Raw genomic sequence first — 24,542 nt, 5'->3', positions numbered from 1 at the left:
TGTCAATGCAGCCGATGGTCTGGCGGGCGCATTGATTTGCGCTCCCAGATCACGACCGGGTGAAGAGTGGTGTCGCGCATCTGCGCCAGCATCCGCTCGGTTCGGATGCCCGGCAGGCTGGAAAACACGTCAAACAAGGCATCTGCGCCCGCCGCGTTCACCGGAATGGTCAGGTGCGGTTGATCGGGCTGGGACAGGACCCAGTGCGCCGGGTTGGCGGTGGGGTCCAGTGTCACACGTTCAAGATCGGCAGCAGCAATGGCCCCGCCGGACAGAGGCCCGAAGTAGGTGATCTGGCCCTCGTCCACGGTAACGACGCCGGGGCCGTCCGCGGCGCCGCGAAACCGGGCCCGCTGTATCCCGACTACGGACAGGGAAATGCCCGCAACGATGACCGCAAAGCCGATCCAGCCCAGCAATCCCGCCGGGCCCAGCGCCCATGACGCCCCAACGGCGATCATGCCGACCCCAACCAGCAATTCGCGCCAGCGCCATATGGCGGCGCGCGCCTCGGGGCGGATAAAGCTCATCGCCAATCGCCCAGCGTGGTCTGCCACAGGGTGAGCGCCGCAACCGCCGCCGTGTCCGCGCGCAGGATTCGCGGCCCCAACGACACGACATGCGACTGGGGGTGTTCGCGCAGGCGTCGGCGCTCAGTCTCGGAAAACCCGCCTTCGGGCCCTATCAGGATGGCCCATTTATCACCCGTGGCCTGCCCTAGGCGGGCGGCGCTTCCGGCCTCGGCCTCGTCACAGAACATCAACTGGCGGTCTGCGGGCCAGTCAGCAAGCAGACGGTCGAGTTTTTGCAGATCGGCCACGTCAGGAACCATCGTGGCGCCGCATTGTTCCGCTGCCTCGGTTGCATGGGCCTGCAAGCGATCCTGCCGGATACGTTCGGAATTGGTGAAATCGGTCTGCACCGGAACAATCCGCGCAGCGCCCATTTCAACCGCCTTTTCGACGATGAAATCGGTGCGGGCCTTTTTGATCGGCGCAAACATCAGCCAAAGGTCAGGAGGTGTCTGCAGCGGTTTGGTTTGCGCCTGAACCGCCAACGCGCCGCCGCGTTTGCCGGCCTCACTCACCTCGGCTAGCCATTCGCCATCGCGCCCGTTGAACAACAGCACACCGGCCCCGACACCCAGCCGCATCACCCCAAACAGGTAATGGGCCTGCGCGCGGTCCAAAGGAACTGTTTGCCCCTGCCCCAATGGGTGATCTACATAAAGCCTGATTTTCGCGTTCATGAGACGGATATATGCAAGGCAACGCCCCGACACCAGACGGACAGGTCATCGACGCGCCACCTGACAACTGGGTTGATGTCTGGGCACCCGGGTTTGCACGGCCTTATCTTCGGCTGTCGCGGGCGGATCGCCCGATCGGGACCTGGCTTTTGTTGCTGCCGTGCTGGTGGGGGCTGACCCTCGCGATCCTGTCGGATCAATCCCCAAGATGGGAGGATCTGTGGATTTTCATCGGCTGCGGCATGGGCGCCTGGCTGATGCGCGGGGCGGGTTGCACCTGGAACGACATCACTGACCGCGACTTTGACGCGCAAGTCGCGCGCACCCGGTCGCGGCCGATTCCCTCCGGTCAGGCCACTGTGCGCAAAGCGGCCGTCTGGATGGTACTGCAATCGATGATTGCCCTGGGCATTCTGCTGACCTTCAACCGGGCAACCATCGCTTTGGGCGTGTTGTCCCTGTTTCCTGTCGCGATCTATCCCTTTGCCAAGCGATTCACCTGGTGGCCACAGGTTTTTCTGGGCCTTGCGTTCAACTGGGGCGCGATGCTGGCCTGGACCGCCCATGCCGGTGCGCTGGAGTGGCCCGCCGTGATCCTGTATTTTGCGGGTATTGCGTGGACTTTGTTCTATGACACCATCTATGCCCATCAGGACACCGAGGATGACGCCCTGATCGGGGTGAAATCCACGGCCCTGTTGTTTGGCGACGGCACGGCGCGCTGGCTCAAATACTTCCTGATCGCAACCGTCAGCCTGATGGCGGTTGCGATCATTAACGCCGCCTTGCCGAACGCAAGTGTTCTGGCCCTGGTGCTGGCCCTCGCCGGACCCTGGGCCATGGGCTGGCACATGGCCTGGCAGTTGCGCGGGTTCGACCACGAAGACGATGCCAAGATGCTGCAATTGTTTCGGGCCAACCGCGACACCGGCTTTATTCCGCTCATCTTCTTTGCCGCGGCATTGATGGCCTGATTGAACACCCGGGCCGCGCCAGTTAAGACACTCATCCATGCAATTAGCCGAAGTTCCTGATGCGCCTGTCCAAAGTCTTTATTGTTCTCATGACCTTCCTGGCCGCTGCCGGACTGTGCGTCATCGCCGCAGGTTTTTTGGCGACCAAGGTCGAAGAAGGCGCAGAAATTTCTGTGCGTCAGGCTCTGGATGCGCAAAACCACGATTGGGCCGAGGTTCATGCCAACGGGTTGCAGGTGATCCTGACCGGTACGGCCCGGGACGAAGCCACGCGGTTTCATGCCCTGAGCACCGTGGGAGAAGTCGTCGATACCGCCCGCATCATCAACTCCATCGACGTGGAACAGAGCCGCGCACTGGCGCCGCCGCGGTTTTCAGTCGAAATCCTGCGCAATGACAGCGGCGTGTCGATCATCGGCCTGATTCCGGCAGGCAGCGACCGCGAAGCGCTGATCGAAGATCTGGCCGGTGTGGCCACGCCTACGCCGGTGACTGACCTGCTTGAAACAGCCGATCATCCGGTGCCGCGCGGTTGGAACGACGCAATGGGCTTTACCGTGACGGCCCTTGAAAAATTGCCCCGTTCAAAGGTTTCGGTGGACGCTGGCCGCATTTCTATCACCGCGATTGCAAACAGCGTCGAAGCCAAGCAAACCCTGGAAAAGGAACTGCGCAAGGCGGCGCCTCCGGGCCTGCATCTGACGCTGGACATTGCAGCGCCGCGCCCGGTCGTGACCCCGTTCACCATGCGGTACCTGATTGATGAAACCGGTGGGCGGTTCGATGCCTGTTCGGCTGATACGGAAATTGCCCGCGACCGGATACTCAAGGCAGCAGCGGCTGCCGGTGGCACCGGTGGGGCCAAATGCGTTCTTGCACTGGGTGTCCCATCGCCCAAATGGGCCGATGCGGTGACATTGGCCCTGGGCGCGCTGAGCGAACTAGGCCTGGGATCGGTCACGATTGCCGACGCCGACATCACGCTGGTCGCCGCCGAAGGCACCAATCCGGCTGTGTTCGACAGGGTCGTCGGCGAATTGGAAACCGCCCTGCCCGAGGTTTTTGTTGTTCACGCCGTCCTTCCAGTTCCCGCAGGCAAGGGCGACAGCGGACCGACCGAATTCGTCGCGACGCTCAGCCCCGAAGGTCTGGTGCAGTTGCGCGGCAGGGTCAGCGATGAAAACCTGCGCTATATGGCCGACAGCTATGCCAAGTCCCGTTTCGGATCGGCCAGTGTCTACACCGCTGCGCGCATCGCCTCGAACCTGCCGGCGGATTGGTCCCTGCGCGTTTTGACCGCGCTTGAGGCCCTGTCTGAACTGAACAACGGGGCCGTGGTCGTGACCCCCGATAACCTGAGCGTGCGCGGCACGACATCGCGCGAAGACGCCCGCGCGAAAATTGCCGGGCTGCTGGCGGGTAAGCTGGGCGAGGCGGAAAAATACGATCTCGACATCAACTATGTTGAACCGCCCGTTCCGGCGGACGAAAAACCGGCCCCCACCCCCGAGGCATGCGAGGCAGAACTGGCCGAAATTCAGCGCAGCAGCGGTAAGATCACCTTTGAACCGGGATCAGCCACCATTGCCGCGGAATCGCTTGAGACGATGAACGCGATTGCCGAACTGTTGGCGGAATGCGGCGAATTCAAGCTGGAGATCCAGGGCCACACGGACAGCCAGGGACGCACCGAGATGAACCAGCAGCTAAGCCAGCAGCGGGCGCAATCGGTTCTGAACGAATTGCGGGCACGCCGGATTTTGACGTCGAGCTATACCGCCGTCGGGTACGGAGAAACGCTGCCCATCGCGACCAACAAAACCGAAGAAGGGCGCGAGGAAAACCGCCGGATTGAGTTCCGCCTGATCCGCCCGAAACCGATCAAGGAAACGCAGACGACTCTGGAATCGGTGGCCGAGGAAGCCCCGGTCGCACAGTCCGACACTCCCGAAGGCTATAACGCCGGTGCAGAAGGAAACGGAAATGAATAGAACCGAGTTCATCATGACCACCGCAATCATTCTGTTTGTGGCATTTGCGGTGGGCTGGTTTGCCAACTGGCTGGTGCACCGGTTTACCCGCGTCAGCGCCAGCGACGTGGGCGAACTGGACCGGATGAGCCAGGAATTGCATGAAGCCGAGGAAACCCGCGACCAGGCAATCACCTATCTGCAACAGCGCGAAGCCGAGCTATCCAACCAGCTGAGCCAGACCGAGGCCGAATTGCGTGCCGCCATGGATGGCCTGCGCGAGGCCCGGCGCGAAGCCGAAGAACTGCGCAGCATCGCGGAACGGTACCAGCAGGGCAGCCTGTGACGGCACACGCCTCCGCCGTTACCAGCGGTCAAGGGCGGCTTCGTCTTCGTCCTTTGCAGCAACCCAGCCTGCGCCGGAATCGGTGAATTCTTTCTTCCAGAAGGGGGCGCGGGATTTCAGGTAATCCATCAGGAATTCCGCCGCCTCGAACGCGTCCTTGCGATGGCGCGATGCGGTGGCCACCATCATGATCTGCTCGCCTGGGGTCAGCTGGCCATAGCGGTGAATGACCAGAACATCCCCAAGTTTCCAGCGGTCCTGTGCCTCGGCTGCGATCGCGCTGAGCGCGGATTCAGTCATGCCGGGGTAATGTTCGATCTCCATGACGTTCAGATCGCCACCAGCCAGATCGCGGACAATGCCGGTAAAGGTGACGACCGCCCCCATATCGGTTTTGCCCGATGCAAAACCCGAGGCTTCGGCGCCGAAGTCGAACGGTTCTTCCTGAACGACGATCCGCACGCGATCAGCCCCCGGTCATCGGCGGAAAGAACGCAACCTCGCGCACCCCGTCCAGCGGCGCATCAAAATCGCTGAGTTCCTGATCGATGGCCACCCGCAGCGCGGAAAGATCGGCAAAGGCGGCCTCGTATCGGGGTTCGCGTGTGCGCAGTTCGGCGACCAGGTCGGCCACGGTGCCGGCGGTGGTGTCCACCTTTTCCTTGGGCACCCCGATCCGTTCGCGGACCCATGCGAAATATAAAACGTCCATCAGCGTGCCTCTTTCAGATACGGCAAAGCCTTACGAAGGTAATCCGTGCCGGTGATCAGCGTCAACGCAGCCGCGAGCCACAGCAACCAAAGCCCTAGGCGCCCGGACCAGTCCATGCCCGTATGTTTCCAGCGCAGCCCTTGCAGGTCTTCGACCTTGCCGGCAAAGATATCGGCCACGATCTGTTCGTTCATGCCAATGGCGGACATGCCAAGATAGTGTTCAAAGATCCCTTGCGCAAACAGGACCGCAATCGCGATCATCTGGGCCGAGGTCTTGAATTTCGCCAGCTTGGTCACCTTGAGCGTTCCAGCCGTATCCCCAAGGTATTCCCGCAGACCGGAAACGAACACCTCGCGGAACAGGATGAACGTGGCCGGCAGAACCAGCCAGGGCGACATCGAAGAATACCCGACAATCACCATCAGCGCGATGATCACCATCGCCTTGTCCGCAATCGGGTCGAGCATCGCGCCCAGTTTCGTTTCCTGTTTCCAGGCCCGCGCGAGATAGCCGTCGAACCAATCGGTAATGGCTGCTGAAACGAACAACAGCAGCGCCAGCCAGTCGGCGTAAGGCCGATGGAAATATAGAAACATCACGGCTATTCCGGGCGCCGCCAACAGGCGCAGGACCGTGAGGATATTGGGCACATTCCAATTCATGGCACTTACCTATCGCCTTGCCGAGACATTGGAAAGTGCCACCCGCAGGTGGCGAAAATGTCCCCGGTCACCCGCGGTCATGGAAAAAGTCGTAAATGGTCTCCGCCAGCGCATCGGAAATACCATCGACCGCCTTGAGGTCGGTAAGGTTGGCCCGGCCGACCGCCTTGGCCGACCCGAAATGCGCCAGAAGCGCCCGCTTGCGGGTGGCCCCGACGCCGGGCACATCGTCCAGCGGGGTGGCGCCAATGGCCTTGGACCGTTTCGCCCGGTGCGTCCCGATCGCAAAGCGGTGCGCCTCGTCCCGAAGGCGTTGCACGAAATACAGGACCGGATCGTTGTGGCGCAACGCAAAGGGGCGCGCCCCGACGCGGTGGAACTCTTCCTTTCCGGCATCGCGGTCCACACCTTTGGCCACACCGACCATCGGGATATCCTGCACCCCGTGTTTTTCCATGATCTGGGCCACGGCGCTGACCTGCCCGGCGCCGCCGTCGATCAGCAACAGATCGGGCCACTGGCCTTTTTCGCGGGCCGGGTCCTCTTTCATCAGGCGTTGAAAGCGGCGGGTCAAGACCTCTTTCATCATGCCAAAATCATCGCCGGGGGTCAGATCGTCACCGCGGATGTTGAACTTGCGATAGCTGTTTTTCATGAACCCTTCGGGGCCTGCGACGATCATCGCGCCCACGGCGTTGGTGCCCTGAATGTGGCTGTTGTCGTACACTTCGATCCGCTGGGGCGGACCGTCCAGATCAAACGCCTCGGCCAGACCGCGCAGCAATTTGGCCTGCGTCGCGCTTTCCGACATGCGCCGGGCCAGGGATTCCCGCGCGTTGCGCAGTGCACCTGATACAAGTTCGGCCTTTTCGCCACGTTGCGGCACGAGGATTTCAATCTTGCGCCCCGCCTTGCCACTGAGGGCATCGGTCATCAGGTCCATGTTTTCGATATCGTCGGACAGGATCACCTGACGGGGTGATTCCTTGTTGTCATAGAATTGGCCCAGGAACGCTTCGAGCACCTCAGCCGCCGAGACATCGGCCCCGACACGCGGATAGAAATCGCGGTTGCCCCAGTTCTGGTTCGCCCGAATGAAGAACACCTGAACACAGGCCTGCCCACTGTCCATATGCAGGGCGATCACGTCCGCCTCGGCCACGCCGCGCGGGTTGATGCCCTGATTGGTTTGCACCTGCGTCAGTGCGCGAATTCGGTCGCGCAGACCGGCAGCGCGTTCAAACTCCATCGCTTCGGAGGCTTCGGCCATCTGGGTGGCAAGATCCTCCTGGATGCGGGTGGAGCGGCCTGACAGGAACAATTCGGCGTCCTTGACGGCGGCGCCATAGTCCTCGGGGCTGATGTAGCCGACACAGGGGGCCGAACAGCGTTTGATCTGGTATAATAAACAAGGGCGTGTGCGGCTTTCGAACATGGAATCCGAACAGTTGCGCAGCAGGAATGCCTTTTGCAGCTGGTTCAGGGTGCGATTCACCGCGCCCGCGCTGGCAAAGGGGCCGAAATAGGTGCCCTTTTCCTTTTTTGCGCCACGGTGCTTTTTGATCTGGGGATAATCATGATCCTTGGCGACCAGGATGTTCGGAAAGCTCTTATCGTCGCGCAGCAGGACGTTGTATTTCGGCTTGAGCTGCTTGATCAGGTTCTGTTCCAGCAACAGCGCCTCGGTTTCCGTCCGCGTGGTCAGAAACATCATCGACGCGGTTTCGCGGATCATCCTGTCGATCCGTGCAGAATGCCCGCCCGGGCGCGCATAGTTCGACACCCGCGCCCGCAGGTTGCGCGCCTTGCCGACGTAAAGAACACGGTTCTGCGCATCCAGCATTCGATAGACCCCCGGCGAGGTATCCAGCGTCTTCAGATAATCCTGAATGCAGTCATAGCCGGTGGCGCGCTCCGGCCCTGGGTTGGCGGGGTGATCAGTCATGGCAAACAGATATGATTCTCTTGCCGTCCCTGCAATCTTGAGATCGCGCGATCAAGAGAAAACAAATCCACGGAATATGTGGATAACTTTGGTGACAAGTTCTGAGCACCCGGAATTTTTCGTTGTTCTAGGCTGCTTTCGCCGATTTGCACAATTTTTAGGCACCAATTTAACCATTTGAAATAAAAGGGTTATTTATTTCAGTCGTTGCAAGTGTGTGAATTTAAAGACATTTTTGTAACGCATTTATTACGAGACCCGAACCGGTGCACAACTAAAGCGGGCATGGGTCTCTATTCGACGCCCAGAACATCCCGCGTTTGCCACGACAGATGCTGGCCACCGTCCACACAAAGTATCTGTCCGGTCACCGATGTTGCGTCCAGAAAGTACCCAAGGGCCGCCGTGATATCGCTGGCATTCGCCCCGCGTTCCAGGATCGTGCTGGCCCTTTGGTCTGAAAAATGGTCTTCGCTCTGGCGTCCACCGCGCAATGTCGGGCCCGGCCCGATTGCGTTGACGCGAATAACGGGCGCCAATGCCTGTGCCGTGGTCCGTGTCATCGCCCAAAGCCCCATTTTCGCAATGGTATAGGTCATGAACTCGGGTGTCAGCTTGCGCACACGCTGGTCGATCATGTTGACGACCAGACCAGTGGAGACCGGCTCACCCGCAGCGTCCTGCCCGGTCGTCAGCCCCTGATCCGCCATTGCCTGTGTGAGGACAAAAGGCGCGCGCAGGTTGCTTTCCAGATGGCGGTCCCAACTTGTGCGGGTTGCGGTCTGCAAATTGTCGTATTCAAAGATCGACGCGTTGTTCACCAAGCAGTGGATCGGACCGCCCAGCGCATCTGCGGCGGCAGGCAAAAGCGCCTTCACCGCATCCTCGTTCAGGAAATCGGCAGACAGGGCGACAGCCTGCCGCCCCATGTCGTGCAATTCCCGCACAACGGCCTGTGCCTCAGTTTCTGACCCGGAATAATGCACCGCAACGTCAAACCCGCGCGCGCCCAGATACAGGGCCATTTCCCGGCCCAGCCGTTTACCCGCACCGGTAACAAGACAGCGTTTCATGAACGATCCCTTTCCAAACGAGTGAACGTTGTCAGACCAACACCGCGACAATGTAAATCCCGTACAGCGCAGCCAGAGCGATGCCCCAGGTCCGATTGATATCCTGTCGCAGGAACACAAAAGGGATCAGCAACAAGGACGCGCCCAGCATGACCCAAAGGTCGAACTGCAGGAACGACGGATCAACGGTGATGTTCCCAAAGAACGTGGCGATGCCGACAATGGCCAGCAGGTTGAACATGTTCGACCCGATCACGTTGCCCAGCGCCACATCGGCCTGACGGCGCAACGCCGCCATGACGGTTGTTGCAAGTTCGGGCAGCGACGTGCCGACCGCGACCAGCGTCAGCCCGATCACCGTTTCGCCGACCCCGTAGATACGGGCGATGATCGACGCATTTTCAACCAGCAGATTGGCCCCCAGTGGCAGGCCGACAAGGCCCAGCGCCAGATAAATGCCAATGCGCCAGTATGGCATGTTTGGGTCGGCCTCATCGATGACCTCAAGGTCGTCGGCTTCGCCCCCGTTGCGATGCGCGCGCGCCTCGCGAAAGGCATCCCCTAGAACCAACGCAAGCGCGGCCAGAAGGATAACGCCTTTGACAAGTGTGAATGGCCCGGTGAAGGCCAGCGCAATGAACAGCACCGAGGCCGCAATCATGAAAACAAAACTTTTGCGGGTGTTGCATTCGCTCGTGTGCAGCGTCGAAAGCAACGCGGGAATACCCAGCACCAACAGGACGTTTGCCGTGTTCGATCCGACGACATTGCCCATCGCAATGCCCGGGGCGTTATCCTTGATCGCGCTGATCGCGATCAGCAGTTCGGGCGCCGACGTCCCGAACGCGACGATGGTCAGGCTGACGATCAGGGCCGGCACGCCCAGACGCAGGCTGAGGTTGACCGCCCCGCGCACCAGCGCGTCCCCGGCCAAAAGCAGAATGACAAGGCCCAGTGCCGACAATAGCCATGGCATCATGACGAGCGTCCCCCGTGGCCACAGCTACAGGGCCCGCGACCAATTCGGTAGCGTCCGCATTTCGGGCATTTCGCTGCGTCCAGGTGCTTGGCCCCCGGCAGCCGCAATTTGCCGAACATCGCCAAGACGACCATCGCAATCAAAAAGAGGGAGACGACCTTTAAAATCACGTCAGAGGCCAAAGCGCGCATATTCTGCGCGCTCCTCGATGCCGGACAGCGCATCCTGCGCCAGGTTCGTGCCGAACCGCGACAGAAACGGACGACGCAGACCATAGCGGCGGAATTGAACGTTCTCGCCAAAGCGCGCCTGCATCTTGGGCTTGAGGTGCCCAACCCCATCGATCAACCCCAATTCGGTCGCGCGCCGCGCCAGCCAGATTTCGCCGGTGAACAAATCCTGTTTCACGTCCAGCTTGTCGCCCCGTCGGTCTTTGACATGGGTGATGAAATTGCCGTGGATGTCTTCGAGAATGGTTTTCAGCCGCGCGACATCTTCGGGGTCTTCGGGTTGAAACGGGTCCAGCATGGATTTGGATTTTCCGGCCGTGTAAACGCGCCGCTCCACCCCCTGCCGCGCCAGAAAAATATGCGCGCCAAAACCGGCCGAGATCACCCCGATCGACCCCAGGACCGAGCTTTCGTCGGCCCAGATTTCATCCGCTGCAGCGGCAAGCCAGTATCCGCCCGAGGCGGCAACATCTTCGACAAAGGCAAAAACCGGAATTTCAGCTTCTTTCGCCAACCGCCGGATACGCGCGCCGATCAGCGACGATTGGACCGGCGATCCTCCGGGCGAGTTGATTTCAAGCGCGACCGCATCAGGTTTGCCGCGTTTGAACGCTTTTTCCAGAATGGGGGCCAATGCATTATCGCTAAGCGATGCCCGACCCGCCATGCCAATGGCACCATGCAGGCGGACAACCGACACAAGCGGCGGGTTCTTGATAAAGGGCAGACGTAATCTCATACCTGCCGATTTAGAATGTGCAGTGCCCGTTAACAAGGCGGGCACCCAAACTGACGTGCCGTGAATCGGAAATTCGCCCCCTCTCAGGCAAAATTGCAACGAAGTTCAGCTGCGGATGCGCCAGCCGGTCCGGAAAATCCACCAGATGACGGTCAGGCACAAAAAGGTGAACAGACCGATCGCCATCAGGCTGAAACCAATCGGCACTTCCGATATGCCGAAGAACGACCACCGAAAGCCCGAGATCAGATAGACCACCGGGTTGAACATCGTGATCGTCTGCCAGACCGGAGGCAACATCGAGATGGAATAGAACGACCCGCCCAGAAATACCAAGGGCGTCACGATCAAAAGCGGAACCAGTTGCAGCTGTTCGAAATTCTTCGCCCAGATGCCGATGATGAACCCCAACAACGCAAAGCTGATGCAGGTCAGCAAAAGAAAGGCGACCATCGCCAACGGGTGCGCGATCTGCATTTCGACGAAAAAGGTGGACGTGATCAGGATCACGACCCCGATGAACAGCGCCTTGGTGGCGGCCGCCCCGACATACCCTATAACGATTTCCAGAAAATTGATCGGCGCGGACAGCAGTTCATAGATCGTGCCGATGAATTTCGGGAAATAAATGCCGAAGGAGGCGTTCGATATGGCCTGTGTCATGACCGACAGCATGACCAGACCCGGCACGATAAAGGCGCCATAGCTGACGCCTTCGACCTCTTGAATGCGGCTGCCTATGGCGGCACCGAAGACGACGAAATAGAGCGAGGTCGACAGGACCGGCGACAGAAAACCTTGCATGAGCGTGCGGAAGAAACGCGCCATTTCAAAGCGGTAAATCGAGGCGATGGCGGCCCAGTTCATGCGGCGTCTCCTGAAACCAGATCGACAAAGATGTCTTCCAGGCTGCTTTGGCGGGTTTGCACGTCCTTGAGCGTCAGGTCAGCCCCCGCCAGGTCATTCAACAGGGCGGTGATGCCGGTGCGCTGCCCCCGCGTGTCGTATGTGTAGACCACCGAATGCCCGTCCTCGCCCAGCACAAGGTTGTAATCGGCAAGGGTTTCAGGGATTTCCGGCAAAGGCGCGGCCAGTTGCAGTTCGATCTGCTTTTTGCCCATCTGAGCCATCAGTGCCGCCTTGTCCTCGACCAGCAGGATTTCGCCCTTGGCGATCACGCCGACACGGTCAGCGATGGCTTCGGCCTCTTCGATGTAATGCGTGGTCAGGATGATGGTCACGCCATCGGCCTTCAACTCGGCCACCGTGTCCCACATGTCCTTGCGCAGTTCGACGTCGACCCCGGCGGTGGGTTCATCCAGAAACAGAACCCGCGGGTCATGCGACAGGGCCTTGGCGATCAGAACGCGGCGTTTCATGCCGCCTGACAGATCCTTGATCTGGTTGTTCTTCTTGTCCCACAGGCTGAGCTTGCGCAGGATCGATTCAATCTTGGCATCGTCGCGGGGGTGGCCGAACAACCCGCGCGAAAACCGCACCGTGTTGATGACGGTTTCAAACGGTTCCAGAGCAACCTCTTGCGGAACAAGCCCGATCATGGCCCGGGCCGCGCGAAAGTCGGACAGAATGTCATGCCCGCCGACGGTCACCGATCCGGCGGTCGGGGTGATAATTCCGCAAACCGTTGAAATAAGGGTCGTCTTGCCGGCCCCGTTGGGCCCGAGCAGCGCAAGGATTTCCCCCTCTTCGATGTCCAGCGTCACCCCTTTGAGCGCCTCGAACCCGCCCTCATAGGATTTCCGCAGATCGCGGATGCTGAGAATTGCAGACATATGTGCCCCCTGCCCGGCCAAACGGCCCGGACCGCCCGGTTTCAGCCGCGCCCGGTGATTTTGCCCAGCCAGCCGGAACTCTTGCCGGCCTCACCATCCTCACCGTCCGGCTCGGCAGGTCCTTCCAGATGCGTAACGAGATTGGAAAAGAACTGATCGGCCATCTTCTTGGCAAACCCGTCGATCAGGCGACTGCCCAATTGGGCCAGCTTACCGCCCACGTTGGCCTCAACGTCATAGGTCAGCAACGTGCCGCCATCCTCGGTCGCGCTCAGCGTCACGTCGGCACCGCCCTTGGCAAACCCGGCGGCACCGCCCTTGCCTTCGCCCTGAATTGTCAGTTTCTCATTTTCCACGAGGTCCGACATCGTGACCTGACCGGTAAAGGTCGCTTTGACCGGTCCGACCTTTTGCACGACCTTGGCCGTGTATCCATCGGTCGGGTTTCCTTCGACCTCCTGCGCGCCGGGCACACATTCCTTGAGAACGGCCGGATCCAGCAACGCCGCGTAAACTGTTGCCGGGTCGGCCTGGATCTGACGTTGGTCGGTCATCTTCATGAGCGTTTTCCTTGATTGCGTGCGTGGGTGCGTGGACTGTAAACGAGGCGTACAGGCGCGCCAAGTTGATTGGTTGTGCGCGCAGTACGAAAAAGACAAGGCGTCTGCGCGATTTTGTGTTAGCGCTGCTTTCGAACGGAACACCTGCACACCCTAAAACTGCTCAGGATCTCACCGAATGCCTAGCCAGCGACACTCCCGACCCGGCCTTGGGATATTGCTGGTCACGCTGGGCATTGTTGCCATTTCGATCAACGACATGCTGATCAAACAGCTGTCCGGCGGATATCCGTTGCATCAGATCGTCTTTGTCCGTTCGGCCATCGGACTGGTCCTGACCCTTGCCGTCGTTCAGATGGAAGGCGGGCTGATCGTCCTGCACACACGAACGCCCGTTCTGCATGCTGTGCGCGGGATGATGGTCGTGATCTCCAACATGTGCTTTTTTCTGGCGCTGGCGATGATCCCGCTCGCCGATGCCACGGCGCTGTTCTTCGCCGCACCGTTGTTCATAACCATTTTGTCGATCCCTATTCTGGGTGAAAAAGTCGGCGCCTTACGGATTGGCGCGGTGGTGGTTGGCTTCATCGGCGTCATCATCATGCAGCGCCCCTGGGAAAGCGGCGACCGGCTGGACGTCAGCCGGCTGGTTCTGATGCTGCCCGTCATTGCGGCGCTGACCTATGCGCTGATGCAAATCATGACCCGAAAGCTGGGCGCAACGACCAAGGCCTCGGCCCTGTCGGTCTATATCCAGACCATGTTCATTGTCGTCTCTCTGGCGTTCTGGGCCGTCGCGGGCGACGGGCGGTTCGCCCAAGGCAACGATAACAACAGCCTTCAGTTCCTGCTGCGCGCATGGGTTTGGCCCGCTGACGGCGATTTCTGGACTCTGTTCGGACTGGGGATCAACTCTGCGGTTGTCGGCTATTGCCTCAGTCAGGCGTATCGTCTGGCGGATGCGGCCACGGTTGCGCCGTTTGAATACCTGGGCCTGCCATTGGCCGTGTTCTGGGGATGGATGTTCTGGTCGGAATTACCGGAATTGCCGGTCTGGATTGGAATGGCGCTGATCATTGGCGCAGGTCTGTTCGTCTTTCTGCGCGAACAACAGAAAGAGCGCAAACTGGCCCGGACCGAAATCAAACGGCGGTATTAAAAGCGCAGCTATCGCTGCACGTTCAAATTTTCCGGGGAACTTTCTGGCCCGTCTGGCGTTGACCCAGAACGGCCCAATCCGCGCGGTCACCGAACCGGCGGGCGTTCAGGGCCGCCCCGTTCGGCCTGTCTGATCAGAAAATGAGAGTTTGCATGCCTACCGATCCAGCCGCAGTTCACCCGCAAGCCGCCAGTCAGTCGCGGACCATCGACCCTTATGACCGTCAGAACTGCAACCGAACGATCGCAATCGTCGTGTCGCTGATTGGTGTGGTTCTGCTGTTTTTCGTGCTGGATCAGGCACAGGATTTTTTTGCGCCGGTTCTGGCAGCATTTGTTCTGGGCATCGTTCTGTCGCCCCTGTCCAAATTCTGGCAGCGCATCCGGCTGCGCCCCTCCATCGCAGCTTTTGCGACGCTGACATTGGTGCTGATGTCATTGATCGCACTGGCATTTCTGTTGGAACCTTATGTCAGCGATGCCCTGGAAAGCGCGCCGGTCATCTGGTCCGAACTGCGCGAGGCAATCGAAGGTTTCAGACAGATGTTGCGCGGGTTGGACAAGATTTCCGAAGACGTCGCTGCGACCGTCGACCCGAGCGCCGAACCAAAGGACGAATCCGACAATGCAGTCGAAGTTCCCACCCTGACGCAGGCGCTTTTCTACGCCCCGCATTATCTGGCGCAGTTCATGGTGTTCTCTGGGACGCTCTATTTCTTTCTGCTGGCCCGCCACGATGTTTATCGCTGGGTGGGCGGGTCGCTCATCAATCTGACACAGAACGACTTTGAGCACGCCGAAGAACAGGTCGCCCGCTATTTCCTGACCATCACCACGATCAACGCGGCCTTTGGTGTCATCGTCGCATTTGTCATGCAAATGCTGGAAATGCCCGCGCCAATTTTCTGGGGCATGTCAGCTTTTTTGTTCAACTTTCTGCTGTACCTCGGGCCGATCACACTGGGCCTTGGCCTGTTGGTCACCGGCCTTGTGGCGTTTGACGGCGCCTATAGTGTTCTTCCCGCGGCCCTGTATCTCAGCATGAATGCCATGGAAGGACAGTTCATTACCCCGATGTTTGTAGGACATCGCATGTCGGTCAATCCCTTGCTGGTGTTTCTGTCGCTGATTTTCTGGCTTTGGCTGTGGGGGCCGATTGGCGGCATCATCGCCATTCCGCTGATGATCTGGGTGATGGCCATCAGCAAGGCCGTGATGGATCAAACCATCTCTTCGGGGATTCCGGGAATGTTGCGGCCGAACCGTCTGGCAGGGCCCGAGCAATAGTGCAGGATGAACCCTTTGCGCTGTTTGGGACGCGTCCGCGCGTTCAGATGTGCCCTGTCTTTCCAGGCCGACAGGGCGGTTGCGAGATCAAAAAACCGGTCGTCAGCGTCATCGCCCAGCCAGTGGTCAAAACACCTTTTTTTCAGCTGAGCCACCTCGGCCGGATCGGTCAGACACACGCCCGCCTCGGTATCCACCTGCATCGAGCGGCCGTTCAGATTGCCCGAGGCCACAATCGCCTGCGCATTGTCGAAAATCGAGACCTTGGCATGCAAATAGACCAGCGGAGCGCCATACAGCTGTGAGCGGTCCTGACGACCCGACGCACAAGGTTGCGCCGGTGACCCTATGAACAGGCGGTCACCGAACGCGTCCTGAACGATCTGCACGCATTTCGCCTGCATGTATTCGCCATACCGCGCATCGCTGGAAGTCGCATTTTCGAAGGCAACGTCGTCAGGCGCTCCGGGAACGATTAGGATCAGCTTCAGTTCGGGTTTTTCCCGGGCAAGTCGCGCAAGATGCCGGGCATAGGGACGGTCCCGGAAATACTGGGTTTCAAGATAAATCAGGTGCTGCGCCTCTTCGCCGCATCTTTTGTGGGCATCCGACAATTCCGTCAGATACGTCCGAGGGGACATGCGGTGCGGCGCAAAGCGGCGGCGCTTCGAAATCGTGCGCAGCAAATTGCTCAACGCCGGCGCAGGCTCACCGGATGTCACGCGCCGAAAGCTTTCGATATGGGCAAGCGCATCATCAACTTCGGAACCGGACAACAGCAGTTGCACATCATGCCAAGTCTGCTCGGCGGCGCGATCATGATCAGGCGTGTCATACCGGCGGTCGTTCAGGTCCAACCCGCCAACGTAAAGCAGCTTGCGGTCGAAAACGGCCAGTTTTTGATGATGGGTTGCGGGGGCCAGCGACGGTATCGGCCACAGGCGCGCGGACAGGCCGTTGGCGGTTCTGCGCAAATGGCGGCGCAAGTAGGGAACCTGTTCAAGAAACCGGTCTGCATCAACGTCATCGGATTGGGAAACACGTTTGGCGGTCTTGTGGATTTCAAAGAACGATCGCGGCCACAAAGCGGTCCGCAACAGCCCACCGACCCGCGCCGGGTGCATCGAGGTTCGCGCGCGCAAGAGATCGGGACGTCCCGAAATCTCGCCCGCCGCGAACAGGGCGCGCAGGGCATTCCAGCTGCGCCAATGAAAATCGGGCCGCAACACCGGATCAAAATCACTGATCACGATGTCGATGCGCACACCCCGCGCCAACGTGTGAGAGATCAGATCCATCCATGTATCCCCGATGGCCTGTGCCTCGGGGGATTGCAGGCGGGTCCATGGGTCGAAGATGCGAAAGCTGAGCTTGATCTCATGTTCCGCCGCAAGGAACAGCCTCTCGAATTCGGGGAAAGCCTCCTGCGCGGTCAGCAACACTTTGAAAGTCTGCCGCCCGGTGTCTGCTCGGCCGCCGGACATCAGTAATTTCCGGGCTCGGGCAGGAAATCGCTGGCGTCAAAGGTGATGGTTACAGTGTACTGCTCATCCGTTTTTTCGACGTGGATCGCCGCGCCCAACTGGATGGCAAAGGCGTTGATCAACTTGGAGCCCATTCCGGACTCCCCGGACTCCTCCGCGCCGGTCGAGGAATTGCTGACCCTGAAGATGCGCGCGCGGTTTTCGCCGGCAAGAAATTCGGCCTTGATCCAAGGCGTCTGTCCTTCGGCGTTGCGGGCATGTTTCATCGCATTGGTGACCACCTCGGACGCCAGCAGGGACATCGGAACGGCCTGATCGGGATAGAGCAGAATGTCTTCGATCTGCGTTTCCATCCGCACAGCACCGGGCGTTTCCACCCCGATTTCAGCGCTCTTTTGCACGATTTCCGAAACCAGATGCCCGACGTTCACAAGGCCGGCATTATTGGTCTGATAAAGGTCGCGATGAATCGTGGCGAGGCTCAGCACCCGATCCTGAATCCGGTGCAGAACCGATTGGGTTTCGGGGTCTGACGTATTGCGGATATGCATGTTCACGATTGATGAAATCAGTTGGAGATTGTTTTTGACGCGGTGGTGTATTTCGCGGATCAGAACGTTCTTTTCGTGGATCGAATCCTCAAGGCGTGCCTCATCCTGCATGATCGAGTAGGCCATGGAGATAAAGTTGGACTGAACATCCCGCAATTCGTTCGGCATCTCGTCCGCGTGGGACGTTTCAGGCAAGGTCCGGTCCCGGGCAAACCGCAACATCTGGCGCCGCAAAAAGCGAATGTGGCGCAGCACCAGGCGATGAATGGCCAGCATGACAACGAGCAGGCTTGTGATCCACATCAACGCCGGGAACAGCGTTGGGGACACCACATTTCCTATCTGCGCCTGCATCGCTTTGCGAGCGTCCCATATTCCCAGAATATAAAGCTGGTTATCCTCAATCGGGACCACGGTATAAATGAGTTCGTCACCAGCATTGTTCGCGCTGGTGAAGGCCATTGCCCTGGCCAGCGTTAGGGACGCGATGGGCCTGTCCTGTGGCAATCTCTGGTCCAGGCTCTCTGCTTCGGCCTTGGTGGTGAAAACATTGCCCGAACTGTCAAAAGTGATCAGATCGATCAGCCCGTCGTCCGGAATTTCCGCATCTTCAGTATCAATAGACCAGCGCGGCACGGAAACGGCCGCGACGCCGAGAAACCTCCCGTCTTTCTCGATCCGTTTGGAAACGGAAATGACCGAGGTTTTGCTGATCGGCGCGTCGGTGTTGACGATGACGCGGGTCTTTTCACTGGCCAGAAGGTCCTGAACAACCGGAGACGTCGACAGGTCATATGTCAGACCTGCCGAGGAACAGGTAACGATCCCGTCCGGCGGCACGATGCCCGCAAAGCTGAATTGGCCGGACTGGTTCGCAATGTCGACCATGTGGCTGGAGCAGTCGGCCGTATTGAACTGATCGTACAGGGCCACGATGGTGTCTGCGGCCCCCAGGGCGCGGTGAATTGACAGACGTTCCTCAAGCGCGGCGTTTTCGACAATTGCCAGCAGCGACAGTTCCGTCTTGCGATGCGCGTTTTCAGTGACTGCTTTTGTCTGGCCAATGGCAATCAGACCAACCGGCAACAAGGCCAGCGACATGATCGCGATCAGCCGCACGCGCAGGCTGTTCCACCATTTCACCGGGGGATCAGCCTGTTTTGTCACGAGGATACGGGTCCCGCGCTGCTTACCACCGCGACGGTGGCCTGATCTGTCAGCTCAACGGGGCCGTCCTCGTCCAGATCGAGCAGTTCGGCCAACCGGACCCGGCCCCGGTTGGCGCGGCTTTTGATTGTCCCGACGGCGACACCGCACATCTCTGCGGCCTCCTCGTAGGTAAAGCCCGAGGCACCCACCAGCACCAACGCCTCGCGCTGTTCATCTGGCAGGGTTTCGAAGGCAGACCGAAAATCAGCCAGCTGCATGCGCCCGTCGTGATCGGGTTTTACCGAAAGTGTGGCTGTGAACGCGCCGTCCACGTCCGCGACTTCGCGGTTCAATTTGCGACGGCTGGAATAATAGGTGTTGCGCAAAATGGTGAACAGCCACGCCCGCATATTCGTGCCCGGCTTGAATTTCTCAATATTGGTCCAGGCTTTGACCACCGTATCCTGCACCATGTCATCGGCAGTCGCGCTGTTGCGCGTCAGGCTCAGCGCAAACGCTCTTAAGGCCGGTAGATATTCAACCAGCCTTTCTCTTGGATCGGAATTGCTCATTTCTGGGCCTTTCCGTCTACGTCCTGCGCCTTGAGAACGGCCAAAAGATCCTTGAACCTGTCAGGAAGTTCTTCCTGAACAAGGTCAGAGTAGACCAGCTTCAAATTCTGATCGATAATCGCCTCGATGCGCGCCGCATCCTTGTTTTTGTCGGTGGCCATTATTTCTCTCTACCTTGGGTGCAAACCTGAATTAAATTGGTCGTCATCAGGAACCAAACGCGAAGTCGCACGTTTGGTTCCATCGAATTCGACAAAAAGGCGAAAAAAATGTCAAACACGCAAACGTCCCCGGACCTGTCAGATCAGATCGCAGCCGAGCTGCCTTACCTGCGCCGGTATGCGCGCGCCCTGACGGGGGCACAGTCGAGCGGTGACAGATATGCGGTCGCGACTCTCGAAACGATCCTTCAGGACCGCTCGGTTTTCGAAGATGACATTTCCGTCCGCGCCGGGCTGTTCAAGTATTTTCATGCCATCTGGGCAAGTGCTGGCGCCCCGACCGCCAGCGAAGACAGCGGCCCACTGGCACGGGCGCAAGAGCATTTGGCCAGCCTGGAAACGAACACGCGTGAAGCGCTTTTGCTGTCCACCGTGGAAGAGTTTTCTATAAAGGACATTGCGACGATCATGGATGTCGAAACCGACGAGGTGCGCCATTTGATCTCCGTTGCTCAGAACGACATGCGCAGCAGCATATCCGGCCGCATCCTGATCATCGAGGACGAACCGATCATCGCCGCGGACCTGAGCGCAATTGTTTCGGACTTGGGCCATACCGTCACCGGCGTGGGGCGCACGCGCACAAGCGCCGTGGAATTGGGAAATGAAACCCGGCCCGACCTGATCCTTGCTGATATTCAGCTGGCCGACAATTCGTCCGGCGTCGACGCCGTGAATGACCTGATGAGAGATATTGGTGACACCCCTGTCATTTTCATCACCGCGTTCCCCGAACGTCTGCTGACCGGCGACCGCCCGGAACCCGCGTTCCTGATTTCCAAACCTTACAAGGAAGATCAGGTCAAATCCGCCGTTAGCCAGGCGATGTTCTTTGCCTCGACCGAGACGTTGAAGACCTGATCCGGTCCGTTCCCACCAAAAGCGATGCATGAACGAATGAATGCGGCGGCGCCTTCCCGGCGCCGCCGCATTGTTTTTCATTAGGTGGACTGCTTTTGGTTCAGCGCGAAGCGCTACGCATGGCGCGTACGATCAGCGTCAGCACGAACAGCGCAATGAAGATCACGAACAGGATCTGCGCGATACCCGCCGACGCGCTGGCGATGCCGCCGAAACCAAAGACAGCAGCGATGATTGCAACGACGAAAAACATAAGTGCCCAATAAAGCATGACAAATTCCTCTCGGCTTTGGTTCGATATGCGGCGTTTGTGCCGCGTCATGTTCAAATAACGACAACGCCGGGCAGAAAGTTCCCAATTTCCATAATCAAATTTGCAGGGAACCTTTTGCCGGGGAATGGCGTTGGGTTTTCAATCGGAATTCAAAAGGAGGCCACAATGGCACGTACATCCACAAATGGTTCGAAAGCCGACACCACCGTCGCTGATCTGAGCGAACAAATCGCAATCTTGCGCAATGACCTGAGTGATTTGTCCGGCACCATTGCCGGGCTTGGCAAAACAAAGACAGCCGAGCTGAAGGACGCCGCCGCGCAGCAGGCCGACGTCGCCCGAGAAAAGGGCGCAAAAGCTGCTGAATACGTGTCCGAGCGCGCCCATGAAGCGCAGGCACAGGCCAACGATTTTGTGAAAACCCAACCCGGTGCCGCGCTGGGAATCGCCGCTGGCCTTGGCTTTCTCGTCGGTTACCTGAGCAGCCGTCGCTAAGATGTTGTCCGGCGTCAAAAATGCCGCCGCTCGGGCGGCGCGCAGAGCGGCCCTGCTTTCGGCGGGGCTGCTGTGTTTCGCTGTTGGCGTCGGTTTCCTGACCGCGTCAGCGTGGATTTTCCTGTCTCTCGCCCATGGATCGGGCACAGCGGCGGCGATCATCGGGTCCGCCTATGCGGGGCTGGGTCTGATCATTGTCGCAATTGGTCTGGGCCAGGGGTCGCATCACTCCAACGACAGCGGCTTGCATGCGGCGACACCGTCGCAGAAGGCACCGCCCAGCGATGCACCACCGCTTCTTCAGGCGTTCATGTTTGGGGTACAGGCGGGCGCATCTGCCGACAAACGCCCAGCGTCATAAGGGCGTCCGAAATCATCTTGGTGCTGAATGGTCTTTGGACAAACACGCATTCAGCTGAGATCTCTTCGCAGACATGCACATCGTCAGCGACGATGACAAGATTGCGGGCCAAAGCCCCGATTGCACGTTTCAGTTGCCGCCGCGCCGGAATTTCGTTCGGCGCGGCGATGATCCCGACCAATGCCGGTTCTGACCCCTGACGTGTTTCCAATGCTTCGGCCAAGTTGGCATAGATATGGACGACCCCTTGGGGGACGCAGTCAGCCAACGTCATCGACAAATCCATGGCGACAACGGGATGCGGATCGATAACAAATAGGTCCTGCTGCATTGGCGGTCTCCCCGAAGGTAAAGACTGCGAATAGCAATATTGAAAAATTGCTGCATTTAACTGTGACATAGCAACGGAGAAAAACATGACTGTGAAATGCGAAAATTGCCCGTTGCGCAGACGTGAGGCCTTTGTCGGAATGACCGATGAAGAAATCCGGTTCATGACCCGGTTCAAGGTCGGCGAAATGGCCGTCGAGTCAGGAACACCGATCCTGATGGAGGGGTCAAACAGCCCGCAACTCTTCACCGCGCTCAGCGGCATGGGTCTGCGGTACAAGACAACCGAGAGTGGTGACCGCCAGGTCGTGAATTTCATCTTTCCCGGCGATTTCATCGGACTTCAGGCTGGCATCATGGGTGAAATGGGTCACTCCGTCGAAGCGACGACCGCGATGACACTCTGTGTGTTTGACCGTTCAGGCATCTGGTCCCTGTTCAAAGGCCAACCCGAACGCGCCTTTGATCTGACATGGCTCGCAGCCGTCGAAGAACATTTTCTGGGCGAAACACTTGTGTCACTGGGACAGCGCACTGCAGTCGAATCCATTGCCTGGGCCCTGCTGCGCGTGTTCCGGCGCGGTCAGTCCCTGGGCATGGTTCAGAATGGTGCGATGAAACTGCCGTATCGTCAGCAGGACCTGGCCGATGCCTTGGGCCTGTCCCTGGTTCATACGAACAAAACCCTTGCCAGTCTCAAGAAAAAGCAACTGGCGAGTTGGTCGGACAACCTGTTGCAAATCCATGATACGGACGCTTTGGCAGAGTTTGCGAATGTCACGTGCGACCCCGTCCCCAAACGTCCAATCCTGTAAAAAAACGGGCCCGAAAGGCCCGTTTTTCCCGTGTCTTTTCGCTTTGGCGTTCAGACGTGTGTCGCGCTCGAACGCGGCCCGGCCAGCAGCCAGATGATAAAGCCGACGATCGGCAGCACCAGTACCAGGAGCGTCCACAGCACCTTTTTACCGGTCGTGACCGACGAGCCAATGATCGAAACGATGGCCCAGATGTCCAGCGCCAGAATGATAAGTCCGCCTAATCCTGTGACTTCCAACATGATAAATCTCCCGTCTCTCTTAAAGCTTCGGCGCCGCGGCGGAGTTATCCGTTCGCTTGGCTTCCGAACATGTTTGTACCCACTCAACGCGCAGGACCCCGATAAGTTCCATCGCCACGGCAGGAATCCTGTGGCAGTCTGAAAGAAACCGAATGGCGGATCGCGCCCTATGGCAACAAGGCAGCACATCATGATGAACACACCGCGTGAAAATGCGATGTCGGGCGACAATCGCGTTCCCGGGACGGGGGCCTGAGCGATGGGTTCTCGTGCCTATCTGATCAAGCTGTTACAGGACATTCGCGCCAGCTACTGGTTTCTGCCCTCCTCACTGGTTCTTGTCGCCATCCTGTTGGCGTCGGGTATGCTCTACCTTGACCGACATGCCGATCTGATCCCGGTGCAATTGCCCAAAGGTCTGAGCAACACCCAGGTTGACGGCGCACGGTCTTTGATGAGCATCATTTCACAATCCGTATTTGGCGTGGCCGGCGTCATGTTCTCGATGACGATGGTCGCCGTGTCTTTTGCATCGGGAAATTTCGGTCCCCGGCTGATCGGAAATTTCATGCGGGACCGCGGCAATCAGTGGAGCCTGGGGATCCTGATCGCCACTTTTGTTTATGCCCTGCTGATCACCCGCGCGATCCAAAACCCGATCGAGGGCACGGCCTTTGTTCCCCATTACTCGATCGCCCTGGCGCTTGTTCTGACCTTCGTTTCGGTCATCACGGTGATCTTCTTCGTCCACCACATCCCCGAGTTGATCAATGTTTCCAACATTTCCGCAGCTCTGGGCAATCGCCTGACGCGTGAGATAAAGACCCTGATCGCATCGCAGAATTCCGATGACGCGAAAAACGTGCCAATCCCGGATTGCGAACCCGATCAGGTATTGTGCCTGACCTCGTCAGGATACGTTCAGACGCTGAACAAATCGCATCTCGAAGAGATCGCGCAGGAAAAGGATCTGGTGATCCAGCTTCCCTGCCCTGTCGGCGCCTTTGTGAGCGAGGATACGCCTGCGCTGAACGTCTGGGGCGCAAAACAGGATGAGGACACCTGTAAAGACCTGCGCGCCTGTTTCGCCATCGGGCACAGCCGGACGGAACATCAGAACCTTTTGTTCATCGTGGACCAGCTGGTTGAAATGATCGCACGGGCCCTGTCGCCCGGTGTGAATGATCCGTTTACCGCGATCAACTGCCTGAACTGGCTGTATTCGGCCGGCCTGACGGCCGCGAACCATCAAGGCGGCCTGCGTCCTGTGAAGGACGGGCGCGTGCATCTGGATCCGGTCACGTTTCAGGACCTGTTGGAAACCGGGTTCGGCGCATCGCACATCTACGCGAAAACCGATGAGCTGTGTCACCGGCATATGTGCAAATTGCTGGATAAAATGGCCGAAGAAATCGAGTCCGATCAAAACAGGAACGTCCTGAGCACGTTCCGCAAGACCATGGAACCGGCTGCGACCTGACCCTTTGAATCAAACAAGGGCCCGCAT

General features: G+C 58.9%; 29 protein-coding genes. 9 read left to right on the top strand and 20 right to left on the bottom strand.

Features of this window, described 5'->3' with window-relative positions; translation table 11 throughout:
* Positions 1-2: 2 nt before the first annotated feature.
* Positions 3-530: a hypothetical protein gene (locus ACXYMO_RS09060; RefSeq protein WP_458878373.1), complete on the bottom strand. Its 528-nt coding sequence runs from the start codon at positions 528-530 to the stop codon at positions 3-5.
* The gene (locus tag ACXYMO_RS09055; protein ID WP_458878372.1) at positions 527-1,249 is read right to left on the bottom strand and encodes a 16S rRNA (uracil(1498)-N(3))-methyltransferase; all 723 of its coding nucleotides are present in this window, start codon (positions 1,247-1,249) and stop codon (positions 527-529) included. The genes ACXYMO_RS09060 and ACXYMO_RS09055 overlap by 4 nt, the downstream gene beginning before the upstream one ends.
* An 11-nt stretch (positions 1,250-1,260) precedes the next feature.
* Between ACXYMO_RS09055 and ubiA the strand changes: the two genes are divergently transcribed.
* Genes ubiA through ACXYMO_RS09040 form a run of 3 tightly spaced genes read left to right on the top strand, consistent with a single transcriptional unit; the run spans position 1,261 to position 4,539 of the window.
* Entirely contained in the window at positions 1,261-2,223 is a 963-nt protein-coding gene (gene ubiA / locus ACXYMO_RS09050; RefSeq protein WP_458878371.1) for a 4-hydroxybenzoate octaprenyltransferase, read from the top strand.
* Positions 2,224-2,282: 59 nt separating this feature from the next.
* A complete protein-coding gene (locus ACXYMO_RS09045; protein WP_458878370.1) occupies positions 2,283-4,214 on the top strand; it encodes an OmpA family protein in 1,932 nt (643 codons plus the stop codon).
* Positions 4,207-4,539, top strand: coding sequence for a hypothetical protein (locus ACXYMO_RS09040; protein WP_458878369.1), 333 nt, complete (start codon positions 4,207-4,209; stop codon positions 4,537-4,539). Before ACXYMO_RS09045 ends, ACXYMO_RS09040 begins: the two co-directional genes overlap by 8 nt.
* A gap of 18 nt (positions 4,540-4,557) precedes the next feature.
* Here the strand turns inward: ACXYMO_RS09040 and ACXYMO_RS09035 are convergent, their stop codons facing one another.
* The 11 genes from ACXYMO_RS09035 to ACXYMO_RS08985 form a co-directional block, all read right to left on the bottom strand.
* Entirely contained in the window at positions 4,558-5,001 is a 444-nt protein-coding gene (locus ACXYMO_RS09035) for a molybdenum cofactor biosynthesis protein MoaE (protein ID WP_458878368.1), read from the bottom strand.
* 4 nt (positions 5,002-5,005) lie between these two features.
* Entirely contained in the window at positions 5,006-5,251 is a 246-nt protein-coding gene (moaD, locus tag ACXYMO_RS09030) for a molybdopterin converting factor subunit 1 (protein WP_458878367.1), read from the bottom strand.
* The gene (gene pgsA / locus ACXYMO_RS09025; protein WP_458878366.1) at positions 5,251-5,916 is read right to left on the bottom strand and encodes a CDP-diacylglycerol--glycerol-3-phosphate 3-phosphatidyltransferase; all 666 of its coding nucleotides are present in this window, start codon (positions 5,914-5,916) and stop codon (positions 5,251-5,253) included. The genes moaD and pgsA overlap by 1 nt, the downstream gene beginning before the upstream one ends.
* A 67-nt stretch (positions 5,917-5,983) precedes the next feature.
* A complete protein-coding gene (gene uvrC, locus ACXYMO_RS09020) occupies positions 5,984-7,861 on the bottom strand; it encodes an excinuclease ABC subunit UvrC (protein ID WP_458878365.1) in 1,878 nt (625 codons plus the stop codon).
* Between the two features lie 293 nt (positions 7,862-8,154).
* Positions 8,155-8,934 (bottom strand): SDR family oxidoreductase, encoded by a 780-nt coding sequence (locus tag ACXYMO_RS09015; RefSeq protein WP_458878364.1) that lies wholly within the window; start codon positions 8,932-8,934, stop codon positions 8,155-8,157.
* A 31-nt stretch (positions 8,935-8,965) separates the two neighbouring features.
* Positions 8,966-9,913, bottom strand: a complete 948-nt coding sequence (locus ACXYMO_RS09010) for a calcium/sodium antiporter (RefSeq protein ID WP_458878363.1) — start codon at positions 9,911-9,913, stop codon at positions 8,966-8,968.
* Positions 9,910-10,104, bottom strand: a complete 195-nt coding sequence (locus ACXYMO_RS09005) for a hypothetical protein (protein WP_458878362.1) — start codon at positions 10,102-10,104, stop codon at positions 9,910-9,912. Before ACXYMO_RS09005 ends, ACXYMO_RS09010 begins: the two co-directional genes overlap by 4 nt.
* Positions 10,085-10,882: a S49 family peptidase gene (locus ACXYMO_RS09000; protein ID WP_458878361.1), complete on the bottom strand. Its 798-nt coding sequence runs from the start codon at positions 10,880-10,882 to the stop codon at positions 10,085-10,087. Before ACXYMO_RS09000 ends, ACXYMO_RS09005 begins: the two co-directional genes overlap by 20 nt.
* 105 nt (positions 10,883-10,987) lie before the next feature.
* Entirely contained in the window at positions 10,988-11,749 is a 762-nt protein-coding gene (locus ACXYMO_RS08995) for an ABC transporter permease (RefSeq protein ID WP_458878360.1), read from the bottom strand.
* Positions 11,746-12,675, bottom strand: coding sequence for an ABC transporter ATP-binding protein (locus tag ACXYMO_RS08990; RefSeq protein ID WP_458878359.1), 930 nt, complete (start codon positions 12,673-12,675; stop codon positions 11,746-11,748). The genes ACXYMO_RS08995 and ACXYMO_RS08990 overlap by 4 nt, the downstream gene beginning before the upstream one ends.
* A gap of 41 nt (positions 12,676-12,716) precedes the next feature.
* The gene (locus ACXYMO_RS08985) at positions 12,717-13,235 is read right to left on the bottom strand and encodes a CoxG family protein (protein ID WP_458878358.1); all 519 of its coding nucleotides are present in this window, start codon (positions 13,233-13,235) and stop codon (positions 12,717-12,719) included.
* A 178-nt stretch (positions 13,236-13,413) separates the two neighbouring features.
* Here ACXYMO_RS08985 and ACXYMO_RS08980 point away from each other — a divergent pair, with 178 nt between their 5' ends.
* The gene (locus tag ACXYMO_RS08980; RefSeq protein WP_458878357.1) at positions 13,414-14,394 is read left to right on the top strand and encodes a DMT family transporter; all 981 of its coding nucleotides are present in this window, start codon (positions 13,414-13,416) and stop codon (positions 14,392-14,394) included.
* Between the two features lie 152 nt (positions 14,395-14,546).
* Positions 14,547-15,680: an AI-2E family transporter gene (locus tag ACXYMO_RS08975; RefSeq protein ID WP_458878356.1), complete on the top strand. Its 1,134-nt coding sequence runs from the start codon at positions 14,547-14,549 to the stop codon at positions 15,678-15,680.
* On the opposite strand, the gene ACXYMO_RS08970 is transcribed toward ACXYMO_RS08975, so the two are convergent.
* The 4 genes from ACXYMO_RS08970 to ACXYMO_RS08955 are packed head-to-tail and all read right to left on the bottom strand — an operon-like array spanning position 15,614 to position 19,597.
* A complete protein-coding gene (locus tag ACXYMO_RS08970; RefSeq protein ID WP_458878355.1) occupies positions 15,614-17,164 on the bottom strand; it encodes a phospholipase D-like domain-containing protein in 1,551 nt (516 codons plus the stop codon). The two genes, ACXYMO_RS08975 and ACXYMO_RS08970, sit on opposite strands and share 67 nt — an antisense overlap.
* Entirely contained in the window at positions 17,164-18,882 is a 1,719-nt protein-coding gene (locus ACXYMO_RS08965; protein ID WP_458878354.1) for a sensor histidine kinase, read from the bottom strand. Before ACXYMO_RS08965 ends, ACXYMO_RS08970 begins: the two co-directional genes overlap by 1 nt.
* On the bottom strand, positions 18,879-19,436 hold the full coding sequence (locus ACXYMO_RS08960) for an RNA polymerase sigma factor (protein WP_458878353.1): 558 nt from the start codon (positions 19,434-19,436) through the stop codon (positions 18,879-18,881). The genes ACXYMO_RS08965 and ACXYMO_RS08960 overlap by 4 nt, the downstream gene beginning before the upstream one ends.
* Positions 19,433-19,597, bottom strand: a complete 165-nt coding sequence (locus tag ACXYMO_RS08955; RefSeq protein WP_458878352.1) for a NepR family anti-sigma factor — start codon at positions 19,595-19,597, stop codon at positions 19,433-19,435. Before ACXYMO_RS08955 ends, ACXYMO_RS08960 begins: the two co-directional genes overlap by 4 nt.
* 108 nt (positions 19,598-19,705) lie before the next feature.
* Here ACXYMO_RS08955 and ACXYMO_RS08950 point away from each other — a divergent pair, with 108 nt between their 5' ends.
* A complete protein-coding gene (locus ACXYMO_RS08950) occupies positions 19,706-20,518 on the top strand; it encodes a response regulator (protein WP_458878351.1) in 813 nt (270 codons plus the stop codon).
* 100 nt (positions 20,519-20,618) lie between these two features.
* Here ACXYMO_RS08950 and ACXYMO_RS08945 read toward each other — a convergent pair whose 3' ends face one another.
* A complete protein-coding gene (locus ACXYMO_RS08945) occupies positions 20,619-20,789 on the bottom strand; it encodes a DUF1328 domain-containing protein (RefSeq protein ID WP_458878350.1) in 171 nt (56 codons plus the stop codon).
* 168 nt (positions 20,790-20,957) lie between these two features.
* On the opposite strand from ACXYMO_RS08945, the gene ACXYMO_RS08940 reads away from it, so the two are divergent.
* Positions 20,958-21,287 carry a DUF883 family protein gene (locus ACXYMO_RS08940; RefSeq protein ID WP_458878349.1) on the top strand — a complete coding sequence of 110 codons (330 nt, stop codon included), beginning with the start codon at positions 20,958-20,960 and terminating at the stop codon, positions 21,285-21,287.
* Between the two features lie 308 nt (positions 21,288-21,595).
* On the opposite strand, the gene ACXYMO_RS08935 is transcribed toward ACXYMO_RS08940, so the two are convergent.
* Positions 21,596-22,144: a hypothetical protein gene (locus ACXYMO_RS08935; RefSeq protein ID WP_458879092.1), complete on the bottom strand. Its 549-nt coding sequence runs from the start codon at positions 22,142-22,144 to the stop codon at positions 21,596-21,598.
* Between ACXYMO_RS08935 and ACXYMO_RS08930 the strand changes: the two genes are divergently transcribed.
* Positions 22,065-22,793: a Crp/Fnr family transcriptional regulator gene (locus ACXYMO_RS08930; RefSeq protein ID WP_458878348.1), complete on the top strand. Its 729-nt coding sequence runs from the start codon at positions 22,065-22,067 to the stop codon at positions 22,791-22,793. The two genes, ACXYMO_RS08935 and ACXYMO_RS08930, sit on opposite strands and share 80 nt — an antisense overlap.
* A gap of 50 nt (positions 22,794-22,843) precedes the next feature.
* Here the strand turns inward: ACXYMO_RS08930 and ACXYMO_RS08925 are convergent, their stop codons facing one another.
* The gene (locus ACXYMO_RS08925) at positions 22,844-23,035 is read right to left on the bottom strand and encodes a PLDc N-terminal domain-containing protein (RefSeq protein WP_458878347.1); all 192 of its coding nucleotides are present in this window, start codon (positions 23,033-23,035) and stop codon (positions 22,844-22,846) included.
* Between the two features lie 259 nt (positions 23,036-23,294).
* On the opposite strand from ACXYMO_RS08925, the gene ACXYMO_RS08920 reads away from it, so the two are divergent.
* Positions 23,295-24,515: a DUF2254 domain-containing protein gene (locus ACXYMO_RS08920; protein ID WP_458878346.1), complete on the top strand. Its 1,221-nt coding sequence runs from the start codon at positions 23,295-23,297 to the stop codon at positions 24,513-24,515.
* Positions 24,516-24,542 lie beyond the last annotated feature (27 nt).

This window comes from Arenibacterium sp. CAU 1754 (assembly GCF_054482635.1).
Note: the sequence above shows the minus strand (reverse complement) of the source record. Positions and strands in the feature narration are given on the sequence as shown.

Excerpts from the sequence above, each read along its gene's own strand:
- ACXYMO_RS08990 (WP_458878359.1), bottom strand. The coding sequence starts at position 12,675 with ATGTCTGCAATTCTCAGCATCCGCGATCTGCGGAAATCCTATGAGGGC.
- pgsA (WP_458878366.1), bottom strand. The coding sequence starts at position 5,916 with ATGAATTGGAATGTGCCCAATATCCTCACGGTCCTGCGCCTGTTGGCG.
- uvrC (WP_458878365.1), bottom strand. The coding sequence starts at position 7,861 with ATGACTGATCACCCCGCCAACCCAGGGCCGGAGCGCGCCACCGGCTAT.
- ACXYMO_RS09005 (WP_458878362.1), bottom strand. The coding sequence starts at position 10,104 with ATGCGCGCTTTGGCCTCTGACGTGATTTTAAAGGTCGTCTCCCTCTTT.
- ACXYMO_RS08945 (WP_458878350.1), bottom strand. The coding sequence starts at position 20,789 with ATGCTTTATTGGGCACTTATGTTTTTCGTCGTTGCAATCATCGCTGCT.
- ACXYMO_RS08920 (WP_458878346.1), top strand. The coding sequence starts at position 23,295 with ATGGGTTCTCGTGCCTATCTGATCAAGCTGTTACAGGACATTCGCGCC.
- ACXYMO_RS09010 (WP_458878363.1), bottom strand. The coding sequence starts at position 9,913 with ATGATGCCATGGCTATTGTCGGCACTGGGCCTTGTCATTCTGCTTTTG.
- ACXYMO_RS08925 (WP_458878347.1), bottom strand. The coding sequence starts at position 23,035 with ATGTTGGAAGTCACAGGATTAGGCGGACTTATCATTCTGGCGCTGGAC.
- ACXYMO_RS08955 (WP_458878352.1), bottom strand. The coding sequence starts at position 19,597 with ATGGCCACCGACAAAAACAAGGATGCGGCGCGCATCGAGGCGATTATC.
- ACXYMO_RS09045 (WP_458878370.1), top strand. The coding sequence starts at position 2,283 with ATGCGCCTGTCCAAAGTCTTTATTGTTCTCATGACCTTCCTGGCCGCT.
- ACXYMO_RS08985 (WP_458878358.1), bottom strand. The coding sequence starts at position 13,235 with ATGAAGATGACCGACCAACGTCAGATCCAGGCCGACCCGGCAACAGTT.
- ACXYMO_RS08975 (WP_458878356.1), top strand. The coding sequence starts at position 14,547 with ATGCCTACCGATCCAGCCGCAGTTCACCCGCAAGCCGCCAGTCAGTCG.
- ACXYMO_RS08995 (WP_458878360.1), bottom strand. The coding sequence starts at position 11,749 with ATGAACTGGGCCGCCATCGCCTCGATTTACCGCTTTGAAATGGCGCGT.
- ACXYMO_RS09000 (WP_458878361.1), bottom strand. The coding sequence starts at position 10,882 with ATGAGATTACGTCTGCCCTTTATCAAGAACCCGCCGCTTGTGTCGGTT.
- ACXYMO_RS08970 (WP_458878355.1), bottom strand. The coding sequence starts at position 17,164 with ATGTCCGGCGGCCGAGCAGACACCGGGCGGCAGACTTTCAAAGTGTTG.
- ACXYMO_RS09040 (WP_458878369.1), top strand. The coding sequence starts at position 4,207 with ATGAATAGAACCGAGTTCATCATGACCACCGCAATCATTCTGTTTGTG.
- ubiA (WP_458878371.1), top strand. The coding sequence starts at position 1,261 with ATGCAAGGCAACGCCCCGACACCAGACGGACAGGTCATCGACGCGCCA.
- ACXYMO_RS08930 (WP_458878348.1), top strand. The coding sequence starts at position 22,065 with ATGACTGTGAAATGCGAAAATTGCCCGTTGCGCAGACGTGAGGCCTTT.
- moaD (WP_458878367.1), bottom strand. The coding sequence starts at position 5,251 with ATGGACGTTTTATATTTCGCATGGGTCCGCGAACGGATCGGGGTGCCC.
- ACXYMO_RS09060 (WP_458878373.1), bottom strand. The coding sequence starts at position 530 with ATGAGCTTTATCCGCCCCGAGGCGCGCGCCGCCATATGGCGCTGGCGC.
- ACXYMO_RS08960 (WP_458878353.1), bottom strand. The coding sequence starts at position 19,436 with ATGAGCAATTCCGATCCAAGAGAAAGGCTGGTTGAATATCTACCGGCC.
- ACXYMO_RS08935 (WP_458879092.1), bottom strand. The coding sequence starts at position 22,144 with ATGAACCGGATTTCTTCATCGGTCATTCCGACAAAGGCCTCACGTCTG.
- ACXYMO_RS08950 (WP_458878351.1), top strand. The coding sequence starts at position 19,706 with ATGTCAAACACGCAAACGTCCCCGGACCTGTCAGATCAGATCGCAGCC.
- ACXYMO_RS09015 (WP_458878364.1), bottom strand. The coding sequence starts at position 8,934 with ATGAAACGCTGTCTTGTTACCGGTGCGGGTAAACGGCTGGGCCGGGAA.
- ACXYMO_RS08940 (WP_458878349.1), top strand. The coding sequence starts at position 20,958 with ATGGCACGTACATCCACAAATGGTTCGAAAGCCGACACCACCGTCGCT.
- ACXYMO_RS09055 (WP_458878372.1), bottom strand. The coding sequence starts at position 1,249 with ATGAACGCGAAAATCAGGCTTTATGTAGATCACCCATTGGGGCAGGGG.
- ACXYMO_RS08980 (WP_458878357.1), top strand. The coding sequence starts at position 13,414 with ATGCCTAGCCAGCGACACTCCCGACCCGGCCTTGGGATATTGCTGGTC.